5 protein-coding genes are annotated in these 12,390 nt (G+C 70.7%); 3 read left to right on the top strand and 2 right to left on the bottom strand.

The annotated features are described in order from the left end of the window. Positions 1-187 precede the first annotated feature (187 nt). Together ACFWP7_RS18350 and ACFWP7_RS18355 are read left to right on the top strand one after the other, a co-directional pair. Positions 188-1,573, top strand: a complete 1,386-nt coding sequence (locus ACFWP7_RS18350) for a serine/threonine-protein kinase (protein ID WP_384382561.1) — start codon at positions 188-190, stop codon at positions 1,571-1,573. A gap of 245 nt (positions 1,574-1,818) precedes the next feature. Beyond that, positions 1,819-2,448, top strand: coding sequence for a DUF4232 domain-containing protein (locus ACFWP7_RS18355; protein WP_384382586.1), 630 nt, complete (start codon positions 1,819-1,821; stop codon positions 2,446-2,448). A 296-nt stretch (positions 2,449-2,744) separates the two neighbouring features. Here ACFWP7_RS18355 and ACFWP7_RS18360 read toward each other — a convergent pair whose 3' ends face one another. After that, positions 2,745-4,610 (bottom strand): ricin-type beta-trefoil lectin domain protein, encoded by a 1,866-nt coding sequence (locus tag ACFWP7_RS18360; RefSeq protein WP_384382562.1) that lies wholly within the window; start codon positions 4,608-4,610, stop codon positions 2,745-2,747. A 570-nt stretch (positions 4,611-5,180) separates the two neighbouring features. Next, the gene (locus tag ACFWP7_RS18365; protein WP_384382563.1) at positions 5,181-6,149 is read right to left on the bottom strand and encodes an aldo/keto reductase; all 969 of its coding nucleotides are present in this window, start codon (positions 6,147-6,149) and stop codon (positions 5,181-5,183) included. Positions 6,150-7,001: 852 nt separating this feature from the next. Here ACFWP7_RS18365 and ACFWP7_RS18370 point away from each other — a divergent pair. Continuing rightward, a partial coding sequence (locus ACFWP7_RS18370; protein WP_384382564.1) for a beta-ketoacyl synthase N-terminal-like domain-containing protein occupies positions 7,002-12,390 on the top strand: 5,389 nt, incomplete at its 3' end.

The raw sequence follows: 12,390 nt of genomic DNA on the forward strand, positions 1-12,390 counted from the left end.
GGCGTACCCGGTGGATGAGGTGACGGGTAGGCTTCAACCACCCGATCGTTGCCAGGAGCAGCGCCCGTCTGTGGAGCAGCGGCCACAGTGTCGCGCTCGTGGCATCCGCGCGCCCTGGAGGGCACATGCCCGCTGGTGAACACACGATGCGACCCCACCAGCTCACAGGCATTCCGGCGGCTCGCCCATGCTGAGGTATCCCCTGGACCGGATCGGCCGCTACCGCCTGGACCGGCGTCTGGGCGCCGGCGGCTTCGGCGTCGTCTGGCTCGCCCACGACGACGTACTGGAGGCGGCCGTCGCCGTGAAGGTGCTGTCCGACAACTGGGCCGACCAGTTGGACATCCGGGAGCGGTTCCTCTCCGAGGCCCGCCTGCTGCGCCGCGCCGACTCCAATCGGGTCGTCCAGGTCTATGACATCGGTGAACTCCCCGACGGCAGGCCCTACTTCGTCATGGAGTACGCCGATGGAGGCACCCTCGCCGACCGGGTCTCCGCCGGACCGCTGCCCGTCGGCGAGGCCCTGCGGCTGACGGCTCTCGCGGCGCGGGGAGCGGCCGCGCTGCACGAAGCCGGCATCGTGCACCGGGACATCAAGCCGTCCAACGTACTGCTGCGTTCCTCGCCCGGCGGTTCCGACCGCGTCCTGCTCGCGGACCTCGGCCTGGCCAAAAGTCTGGCCCAGGCGTCCGGGCTCACCATGGCGGCGGGCTCGGCGGGCTACACGCCGCCCGAGCAGGCCGAGCCCGGGTCCGGGATCGACGCGCGGGCCGACGTGTACAGCCTGGGCGCCCTCGGCTACCACCTCGTCACGGGATCGGTCCCCGGTCCGCCCGGCAAGGTCGTACGACCGGACCGCCTCCGTACGGACCTGGCGCCGGACGTCCGGCGGGCGCTGCTGCGTGCCATGGAACCCGACCGCGAGCGGCGCTGGTCCACCGCGTCGGAGTTCGCGGCCGAACTCGACCGGTTGGCCGACCAGTTGTCCACGGCTCCCCGGCCGCGCCGTCGTCGACGGGCCGTGGTCACGACGCTGGCCGCCGGGCTCGCCATCGCCGCCGTCGGCGTCACCGCCCTGGTCGTCACCCGGGATCACACCACGGAGACCGTCGTCCAGGTGCAGGACGGCTCCGGACGGGTCACGGCCGAGGTACCCCGCGCGTGGGGCCGCCAGCTGCGCGACTCCGGCTGGAATCCGAAGGCCCTTGGCCTGCCGGACGGGACTGAACCCGGTCTCGTCGTCGCGGACGACCTGGCCAAGTGGCAGGACCTGAGCTCCGGGGTCAACGGAGCGTTCATCGGTCTCAGCGAACACGGCGACGTCACCGCCGTGGTCGGCGCGATCGCCCACAACGGATGCCACTTCGGCGGCAGCCGCTCCTACATCGGCGCGCGCTGGCACGGGCTGATACGGACCTGGGACGACTGTCCGGGCGGCGCAGGCTCCCTGACGGAGGCGGCGCTCACGCCGGCGGACGGCGACGAACAGCCGCAGGTGTACGTACAGATCCGGCAGGACGGCGGCGCCGACGCGACGGACGGTGTGCTTGGCTCGGTGCGGGTCGCAGGCTGACGCGAATCCGCTGCCGAACCCGCGAACTTTTCGGCGGCACGGTGCATCGGACACTGATGACGGGGCATGTGGCACCGTGCGCACGCGCCAGGGCGCGTGCGGTGGATTTCTCGAGGAGTGCTGAGATGGCGACCTTCCGGCATGGCACGTCGGACCCGGCCCCGGACTCGGACCGGACCGACGCGGTGCGCGCACGCCGTACCCCGGCCCCAGCTCGCCTGGCGGCGCTGGTCGCGGGCATCGCGATGGTGGGCCTGCTCACCGGCTGCGGTTCCGACAACGGCGCGAGCAGTGCGCCGCAAACGCTTGCCGGTACGGCGGAACCCGCCTCCGGCGACCACACCACGGACTCGGCCGGAAGCAGCACCCCCGTCCCCACCGACAGCACACCGGACAGCACCACCGCGCCCGACCCCGCCACGACCACCCCGGCCACTTCCACGACCGCGACCTCCAGTACCCGCTGCCACACCTCCGAACTGACCGCCTCGGTCGGCGGCAACGATCCCGGCGCGGGGCAGGAGAACTTCCCGATCAACCTGACCAACAGCTCCCAGCGCACCTGCACCCTGCGTGGCTTCCCCGGCGCGGCGTTCATCGACGCGTCCGGCAAGCAGCTGGGACCCGATCCCGAGCGCTCCTCGGAGTCGCCCACGACGGTGACGCTGGCGCCGGGACAGCAGGCCTGGGCCGGGCTGACGTTCTCCAACCCCGAGATCAGCGAGGCCCGTACGGCGACTCCCGCCGCGCTGCTCGTCACACCGCCCGACGAGAGGGACTCGCTCAAGGTGAAGTGGACCCAGGGCAAGGTGCCCGTCTCCGGCAACGCCTCGACGGTGTTCCTGACGGTGGTCCGCGCCGGCACCGGTTCCTGACCACCGGCTCGCCCCGGTCCCATGCCCCGGCGCCCGCAGAGCCGGCCGGCGGGGTTCTCCGTCCCCGCGACCACAGGTCAGCAGCAGTTCGCGGCAACTCACGCAGGCGTCTGCCGACCGCGACGACCGGCGCCCTCGGCGCTAGGTTCGGCATCTCGTGGAGTGGCCGGAGACTCAGGACCCCGCGGTGCTGCGGAAGTTGCGCGCCCTCGTCCCCGGACAGTCGCCCCTGGGCGGCTCGGCGGAGTTCCTGGGGACGGCCGCCGCGGCGACGGGTACTGCGGGGTCCTGAGCGCTCACCGGTGGTCTCCGCCACCTCCGTCGCTTCCGCTTCCGTAACTGTCGCCGTTTCCCCTGCCGCCGTCGTAGCCGCCCCCGCCGTACTGCACGTCTCCGGGGCAGTAGAAATAGGGGTAGGCGCAGGAGCCGTCCGCGGCGGACGCGGACGACGACGGTGTCGACTCCGGGGGCGACGCTGTCGCCGACGGCTTGGGTGTGGTGCTGGGCGACGGTGTCGCCGACGAGGTGGGAACGGGGGCGGGAGCGGGCGCCTTGGATTCACTGGTGGAACCCCAATTGACCACCTCCAGCTGGAGGGAGGGCGAGGTGGTGTCGAGCGTCCAGCGCTGGGCCGGCCCCTCCTCGCGGACCTTGAGGACCACGGCCGCTTCCTCCTCGACGGAGGCGGGGGTGAGGGACAGGTCCTGGTTCCAGCGCGGCACGAGGGCGCCCTGGAGGGTGAAGTCGTAGCGCACGCTCTTGGTGCCCGGCTGGGAATCGCCGGTGCAGGGGGCCAGTTGGACCGAGTAGCCGAGATGGGAGTCGAGGCAGAGGTCGGGGTCGGCCACGTTGCGCAGCAGGCCGTCCTCCTCGTACGTCCACTGCTGTACCGACTTCGAGGTGCACGAAGTGAGTTGGGTCTCGGCGCCCTTCACGGGCTTGTCGCCGACGACGCCGATACACAGCCCGTTGCCGGAGTTGCGCAGCCGGCCGCCCACGCTGTCGTTCGACTGATCCCCGGACCCGACCCAGGACGGGTTCCCGCCGGGTGCCTCGTCCTGACCCGAACTGGGCGCCCCCGAGGTGCCGTCGGCCGTGCTGTCCGCGCCGCCTGAACCCAGGCCGGCCCACAGGACCAGCGGGGCCAGGATCAGGCCGCTCACGGTCAGCACGGCGAGGGCGACGTTCCGGCGACGCGGCGCGCGCCGATGGGCCTTGCGCGTCGACGTGCGGGAGTCGGCGTGCGTGTGACGGCGCGGCACGGGCCGAGGGGGGAAGCTCGGGGGGAACGGAGCGTCGGCCGGAAGGTGGAGGTACTCCGTCGGGGCGGCGGCGGATCCGGAAGTCTCGGTCGCTTCCACGATCTCGGTGGCGCGTCCCTGCCGCATTTCGACATAGGCGCGGGCACCCCAGCCGAGTACCGCTTCGGCCAGCGGGAGGGCGAGTTCGCCGTTGAACTGGTTCAACTGGTCGGCGGCACTATGGCAGTGCTCGCAACTGGCCATGTGGCGCCGCAGGTCGCGGTCGAGGTCGGTGCCGCCGCGTCTGAGCGACACGTCGAGCATGCGGTTGTAGTGCGGGCACTCCTCCGTGGGGGCCAGTTCACGATGGATCTCCAGGCAGCCCTCGCGCAGGCGTTCGCGGGCCCGCCGCAGTTCCACGACGGCGTCGTCGTCGGCGAGGCCCAACAGGGCGGCGGGCAGGCTCAGTGGCTCCGCCTCGGCCCCGGTGTGCCACAGTAGGCAGCGGGCCGGCTCCGGGAGCCGTTGGAAGGCCCTGGCCAGCAGGCGTCTGTTCGCGGGCGGAAGAAGTCGTACGGCAGCACGCTCGTCGTGGGCTGGACCGGACCTCAGTTCGGGATGGACCTGTTCGGCCCGCTGGTCCATGAGCCATTCGGCGGCTATGCGGCGCACGGTGACGAGCAGCTGCGGGCGCCATGCGGCCGTCGGCCCCGTCTGCCGAAGTGATTCCCCGAACAGTCTGGTGAATGTGGCCGTGGTGAGCATTCCCGCGGGACGCACACCGTTCGTGCACAGTCGTGCGTAAGAGAAGACGGCTTCCCAGTGGCGGTCCAGGAGTTCACCGACGGGATAGTTCGCCGGCGTGTTCCCCAGACTCTTCTTCAGATCGACCGAGAGCCTCTCATCCGGGAACTCGAACAAGCGCGCGGTTGTTGGAGAATTGGACAGACCTGCATCCTTCACGTCCGCTTTCCTCCCAAAGGTAACGTAGGAATTAGTCCATACCAATGGGTATGTAGCCCACCCGACGAAGCATGGAGGGACTACCCATGGGGGGTTGCACCGCGAACGACCACCTCAGACGGCTCTGGTCAGGCGAGGGGCGGACGAGTACACCGTATGCGCACAGAACGGCAAAATTTGTCTGCACGCCGACAACGCACACCTTTGCACAGGGCGACGAGCCGGAACAAGCAGTATCCCGATTTTCCCTTTCTCTTCGAGAGTGGGGATATCGACGGGCGGCCGGACCGGGGGGATCACGCAAATGAATTTCGGATTCCCGTCGCGGCCGGGCACACCCCGCCGAACTCGCGGTTCCGCCCACCAGGCGAACATCTCGACCGCCCATAAGGCACTCAAGCGCCATTGTCGCCTTTGCCTGCCCATGCAATGCAATGAGGCATAGGGAGCGCTCCCCATGCCTCATCGCTTATCACCACGTCGCGCGGAAGCCGGCCCGTCGACCGAGGGGCACCGCGTCCCGAACGGTCAGTGGCCGCTGATCGCCCTGGGCGCGTACGGCTGGTCCAGTTCCTCGATCTCCTTCTCCGTCAACTCCACGTCGAGCGCGGCGACCGCGTCCTCGACGTGCTGCGGCTTGGTGGCGCCGACGATGGGCGCGGTCACCGTGTCCTGGTGCAGCAACCAGGCGAGGGCGATCCGCGCGCGCGGTACGTCACGCGCGGCGGCGGTCCGGGCGACGGCGTCCACGATCTCGCGGTCGCCGTCCTGATAGAGGTTCCTGCCGTACTCGTCGGTCCGGCTGCGCGCGGTGGCGGTGTCCCAGTCGCGGGTGAGCCGGCCGCGGGCCAGCGGGCTCCAGGGCAGTACCCCCACACCCTGGTCCGCGCAGAGCGGCAGCATCTCGCGCTCCTCCTCCCGGTAGAGGAGGTTGTAGTGGTTCTGCATGGAGACGAACCGTGTCCAGCCGTTCAGCCGGGCCGTGTACTGGGCCTTGGAGAACTCCCAGGCGTACATCGAACTCGCCCCGATGTACCGGGCCTTGCCCGCCTTGACCACGTCATGCAGGGCCTCCATCGTCTCCTCGATGGGGGTGGCGTGGTCGAAGCGGTGGATCTGGTACAGGTCGACATAATCGGTGCCCAGTCGGCGCAGACTGTTGTCGATCTCCGTCATGATCGCCTTGCGGGACAGACCGTGGCCGTTGGGCCCCTCGTGCATCGAGCCGTTCACCTTCGTGGCGATGACGACCTCGTCGCGGCGCGCGAGGTCCGCCAGCGCCCTGCCGACGATCTCCTCACTGGTTCCGTCCGAGTACACGTTCGCGGTGTCGAAGAAATTGATCCCGGCCTCCAGTGCCTGGCGGATCAACGGCCGTGACGCCTCCTCGTCGAGCGTCCACTCATGGGTGCCGCGATCCGGCAGCCCAAAGCTCATGCAGCCCAGGCAGATCCGGGACACGTCCAGGCCCGTCGAACCGAGCTTCACGTACTGCATGCTCACTCCTGCTCTCCATGACGGTGGGGGTCGGGCCCGGCACGGCGGCCGTGGTCGAGCCGCGGTCCAGACCTTCGGAGAGCCATTCTCGGTCACGGACCGCTCAGTCGCACGACCGCCTCCGCCGCAGCGGGCGCCGACGACAGCGACATGGGCATCGGCATCGGCATCGGCATCGGCATCGGCATGGACGTGACGCTTGGCCGTGGCGCTTGGCCGTCAAGAGGATGTCGCGCGGCGCCGACGGGGGCGGCCGGACCGACAAGAGCCGAATCTCGTTAACCCAAACGCCATGTCGACATGGGGGACAAAAATGACGTCGAGGGGGTGGAACAGGACCGGTCCGGACATTACGAAGCCGACCATTAAAGCCGAAGTGTCGGATCCCACCCTTTTAGGCAAAGCCACGTTTCAGCTATGTGAAGAAAAACTTGTTGCACATTCAATTTGCGTGACCGAAAACATTCCCCTTCCTGGGCGATCCACAGACTCCGGTTTCTGACGTATCGTCAAGTCCGCTTCGTGGCAGACGAGTTGGGGCAGAGGCGGGCAAGAGTGAACGACTGACCAGTTCCAGCTGTGCTTCTGGTGGGGCGTTGGTTACCAGTTGGTAAGTCAGACCCCCCGGAGCTGTGTCGATGACGTTAAATGACGCACGTCCACTCGCTCTTTGAGAGTTTGACTTTCACAGGGGTGCGCAATGAGTATGAACGGGCCGCGCACCGAAGTCGCTGCGCGTTCCAGCGCTCTCCCCCATCTCATCCTCACACTTGTGTGATTTGGAGCGTTCGCGTGCCTGTGCCGAATTTTGTTACTTCCGGGCTGTTTGCCGTCGAAGACATTGTCATCGCCGTGAACCCGTTCGCCGTCGCTTCGGCACGGCTCACCGCGGCTGCTGTGCGTGCCGGTGGGCTGGGCGTGCTCGACCTCACCTCGGGCGGGCGCCGTGCCGCGGCACAACTCGCGCTCGCGGAGGAGTGGTCGGCCGCCGGATTCGGCGTACGACTGGCCGACAACGATGCCTTTCCCGCACCGGAGCTGCCCTCCGCCGTACACACGGTCCTGCTGACCAGCGACGCCTCGTGCACGCCCGCCGAGTTCCCCGGCCGCCGCGTGCTCGTCGAGGTGACCGGTCGCGAGCAGGCCGCGGCGGCCGCCGCGGCCGGGGCCCACGGGCTCATCGCCCGGGGTCACGAGGCCGGCGGCCCCATTGGTGAACTGAGCACCTTCGTGCTGGTTCAACAGCTGCTCGCCGACCCGGAGCTGGACCTGCCGGTCTGGGCCTGCGGCGGTGCCGGCCCGCACACCGCGGCTGCCGTCGTCGCCGGTGGCGGCGCCGGTGTCGTCCTCGACACCCAGCTCGCCCTGCTCTCCGAGGCCGAGTCCGAGCTGCCCGCCGAGACCACCACCCTGCTGGCCGGGCTCGACGGCTCCGAGACCACCGTGGAGGACGGCCGCCGCGTCGTACGACGCCGCAGGCCCGGCGCCGTACCCGCCGAGGGCGACTCCCCGGCCCCCGAGATCGGCCAGGACGGCTTCCTCGCGGCTCGCTTCCAGGAGCGGTGGGGCACCGTCCACGCGGCGGTGCGCGGGATACGCGACTCGGTCCTCGACGCCCTGAAGAACGCCGGTCCCGCGCTCGCCCCCGGCGGCGCGGGCAGCCAGGCGCTCGGCACCCAACTACCGGTGGCCCAGGGGCCGATGACCCGCGTGAGCGACCAGGCCGCCTTCGCGGCCGAGGTGGGCCGCGCGGGCGCACTGCCCTTCATCGCCCTCGCGCTCTCCGGCGCCGAGCAGACTCGCGCCGTCCTCGAGGAGACCCGGGACGCACTCGGCGACAAGCCGTGGGGCGTCGGCGTCCTCGGATTCGCCGACGAGGAGATCAAGGCCGCCCAGCTCGACGTCGTACGGGAGATCCGCCCCTCCCACGCGATCATCGCGGGCGGCCGTCCCGCGCAGGCCGCCGCGCTGGAGGAAGTGGGCATCTCCACGTTCCTGCACGTGCCGTCGCCGGGGCTGCTGAAGCAGTTCCTGGAGGCGGGAGCGCGCAAGTTCATCTTCGAGGGCGCCGAGTGCGGCGGCCATGTCGGTCCGCGCAACAGCTTCCCGCTGTGGGAGGCGCAGCTCGGCGTACTCGACGACTTCCTGGCGGGCACGAAGAAGGCCAAGGCCGCCGAACTGCAGCTGCTGTTCGCCGGCGGGGTGCACGACGAGCGGTCGGCCGCCATGGTCACCGCTCTCGCCGCGCCACTCAGCGCGCAGGGTGCCGCCGTCGGCGTACTGATGGGCACGGCGTATCTGTTCACCGAGGAGGCCGTGACCGCGGGCGCGGTGCTGCCCCTGTTCCAGCAGCAGGTGATCGACGCCGAGCGCACCGATCTCCTGGAGACCGCTCCCGGACACGCCACCCGCTGCGTGAACAGCCCGTTCACCGACGAGTTCGCGGCCGTCAAGGAGGACCTCGCGGCCCGCGAGATCCCCGGCCGGGAGGCCTGGGAGCAGCTGGAGCAGCTCAACGTCGGGCGACTGCGACTGGCCAGCAAGGGCATCGAGCGGGTCGCGGGCGGCCTGAGCGCGGTCGGCGAGGAACGGCAGCTCGCCGAGGGCATGTTCATGGCCGGCGAGGTCGCCGTGCTGCGCTCCGAGGTCACCACCGTCGCCGCGCTACACACGGCGGTCACCACCGGTGCGGCGCACTTCCTCACGGCGCGGCTGCGCGGCCTGGGTATCGAGGAGTCGGCCGCCCCGGCCGCCCCCGAGCCGCTCGACATCGCCATCGTCGGCATGGCCTGCATGTTCCCCGGCGCCCCCGACCTGGCCACCTTCTGGGCCAACGTCCTCGCCGGCGACGACGCGGTCACCGAGGTACCTGCGACCCGCTGGGACACGGACCTCTATCACGACCCGGACGGTGTGGGTGAGAAGACGCCGTCCCGCTGGGGCGGTTTCCTCCCCGAGATCCCCTTCGAGCCGCTGCGGTACGGCATTCCGCCGGCCTCGCTGCCCGCCATCGAGCCCGTGCAGCTACTGGCCCTCGAAGCCGCACGCCGCGCACTCGACGACTCCGGCTACGGGAGCCGGACCTTCGACCGGGCCCGCACGTCGGTCGTGTTCGGCGCAGAGGCCGGCAGCGACCTGTCGAACGCCCTGACGCTGCGTTCCGTACTGCCCGCCTACCTGGGCGACCTGCCGCCCGCGCTCGACGAGCAGTTGCCGCGCCTGACCGAGGACTCCTTCCCGGGCATCCTGGCCAACGTCATCTCCGGCCGGATCGCCAACCGTCTCGACCTCGGGGGCGCCAACTACACGGTGGACGCGGCCTGCGCGTCCTCCCTCACCGCGGTCGACGTGGCCTGCAAGGAACTGACCAGCGGTACCAGCGACATGGTGCTGTGCGGCGGCGCCGACATGCACAACGGCATCAACGACTACCTGCTCTTCGCCTCCGCGCACGCCCTCTCGCCCTCCGGCCGCTCCGCCCCCTTCGACAGCACGGCCGACGGCATCGCGCTCGGCGAGGGCGTCGGCTGCGTCGTCCTCAAGCGGCTCTCCGACGCGGAGCGCGACGGCGACCGGGTCTACGCGGTCATCAAGGGCGTCGGCAGCGCCAGTGACGGCCGGGCCCTCGGCCTCACCGCGCCTCGGCCCGAGGGCCAGTACAACGCGCTGGCCCGGGCCTACCGAAACGCCGGTGTCTCGCCCGCCGAAGTGGGTCTCGTCGAGGCGCACGGCACCGGCACCGTCGTCGGTGACCGCACCGAACTCGGCTCCCTCACCAGGGTGTTCGAGGATGCCGGTGCCAAGCCCGGCAGTTGCGCGCTCGGCTCGGTCAAGTCGCAGATCGGGCACACCAAGTGCGCCGCCGGTCTCGCCGGGCTCATCAAGACCTCGCTCGCCCTGCACACCGGCGTGAAGCCGCCGACCCTGCACCTCACCGAGCCGAACCCGGCCTGGGACGCGCAGAGCAGCCCGTTCGCCTTCCACGCCGAGGCCCGTCCCTGGGCGGCGGCTCCGGCCGAACGAGTCGCCGGAGTCAGTGCGTTCGGCTTCGGCGGCACCAACTTCCATGTCGTCCTGCGTGCTTACCAGGACGGTCCGCCGCCCGTCACGGCGGCCCAGCAGTGGCCCGCCGAACTGTTCACCTTCCGGGGCTCCGACCGGGCCACGGCCGTACGTGCCGCCGCTGATCTGCTCGCCCTCGTCGAGGGGGACTCCGGCCCCTATGAGCCTTGGCGACTGCGGGACTTCGCGCTCGCCGCGTCCCGGCGCGCCGAGTCCGTCGCCACGCGTGGCGCGCGGGTCTGGATCGCGCTCGTGGCCGAGTCGACGCAGGACCTGACGGCGCTGCTGCGCCGGGCCGTGGCGGGTGAACACGCGCCGAAGGAAGGCCTGTTCGCCGCCGACGACACCGAGCCCGGCGACCTGGCGCTGCTCTTCCCCGGACAGGGCAGCCAGCGGCCCGGGATGTTCGCCGAACTGTTCGTGGCCTTCCCCGAACTCCAGCGTCATCTGCGGCTCGACGAGGACACGGCACGGGTGCTCTTCCCGCCGACCGCCTTCGACGACAAGAGCCGCAAGGAGCAGCAGGAGCGGATCACCGACACCACCGTCGCGCAGCCCGCCCTCGGTATCACCGGACTCGCCGCACACCAGCTCCTGAGCCGGGCCGGCGTACGGCCCGCGATGGCCGCCGGACACAGCTACGGAGAACTGGCGGCACTGGCCGCGGCGGGCGCTCTCGCACCCGACGTGCTGCTGCGGGCCAGCCGCGACCGGGCCGCCGCCATCCTGGGCGCCACCGGTGACGGCGACCCCGGCACCATGGCCGCCGTCGCCGGAGGCGAGCCGGAGGTGGCGGCAGCCCTCGTGGACGCGGGCCTCTCCGGAACAGTGGTGACGGCGAACCGCAACTCGCCCCGCCAGACAGTGATCTCGGGTCCCACCGAGGACATCCTCACCGCCGTGGAGCGGCTGAAGGCGCACGGGCTCAGCGCGAAGCGGATCCCGGTGGCGTGCGCGTTCCACAGCCCGCTGGTCGCCGCGGCCGGCGACACGTTCGCCGAGGTACTGGCCGAAGTCCCGGTCGGCGCGACCGACTTCCCGGTGTGGTCCAACCGCACCGCCGAGCGTTACCCCGAGTCGCCCGAGGCGATCCGGGCCGAACTGGCCGCCCAGATCGGCGCACCCGTCCGGTTCGCCGACCAGATCGAGGCCATGTACGAGGCCGGGGCGAGGATCTTCGTCGAGGCCGGCCCCGGCGCGGTGCTCACTCGGCTGGTGAACAAGATCCTCGGCGACCGGCCGCACCAGACGGTCGCGCTGGAGGACGGCCCGCGCAGCGGGCTCACCGGTTTCCTCTCCGCTCTCGCCCAACTGGCCGTCGCCGGCGTCGACATCAGGACCGCCTGGCTCTTCCAGGGCCGGGACGCGGTCACCGCCGACGCCCGTGCCACTCGCCGCAAGCGCGCCGCCTGGACCGTCGACGGACATCTGCTCCGCTCCGCGGACGGCGCCCTCCCCGCCGCCGCACTCCATCCCGCCCAGCGTCTCCCGGAGGCCCTCGTGACCCACAGCACGTCAGCCGGACCGGTGGCCGCCACCGGGTCCGAGGCTCTTATCACCGAGTTCCTGCGGACGAGCCGGGAGATGATCGCGGCTCAGCGGGATGTGATGCTGGGGTATCTGGGGACGGGTCCAGGGGTACGGCCGATATCTCCCGCCCCACTCGCCTATGCGGACGCTCCCGCCCGCGTCACGTACGCGGACGCGCCCGTCACCGTGACCGCACTGCCCGCCGTTCCGGCTCAGCGGCCTGCCGCGAGTCCGGTGCCGGCCCTGGCGGCGGCGCCCGCCGGCGTCTCGGTGCTGTCGGTCGTACTCGACGTGATCGGTGAGCGGACGGGATACCCCGTCGACATGATCGAACCGGACCTCGACCTGGAGGCCGACCTCAGCGTCGACTCCATCAAGCGGGCAGAAATCGCCGGAGAGTTGGCAGGCAGACTGGGCCTGACCGCAACAAGCGAGACCGACGTGGAGGAGCTGGCAAAGGCCCGTACCGCCGCCGCCATCACCGCCCTGGTCGAGCGGTTCACGGGGCCCGGATCAGCTCCCGTCCCGGCGCCCGCTGTCACTGCCACCGCCGGAGCCGAGATACCGAGCGCCGAGTCCGTTCTCGCGCTGGTGCTCGACGTGATCGGTGAGCGGACGGGATACCCCGTCGACATGATCGAACCGGACC

Source organism: Streptomyces sp. NPDC058470 (assembly GCF_042721055.1).
Classification (GTDB): Bacteria; Actinomycetota; Actinomycetes; order Streptomycetales; family Streptomycetaceae; genus Streptomyces.

What these genes read in the sequence shown, in the direction of transcription:
- ACFWP7_RS18350 (WP_384382561.1), top strand. Translation starts at nt 188, where the DNA reads ATGCTGAGGTATCCCCTGGACCGGATCGGCCGCTACCGCCTGGACCGG.
- ACFWP7_RS18355 (WP_384382586.1), top strand. Translation starts at nt 1,819, where the DNA reads ATGGTGGGCCTGCTCACCGGCTGCGGTTCCGACAACGGCGCGAGCAGT.
- ACFWP7_RS18365 (WP_384382563.1), bottom strand. Translation starts at nt 6,149, where the DNA reads ATGCAGTACGTGAAGCTCGGTTCGACGGGCCTGGACGTGTCCCGGATC.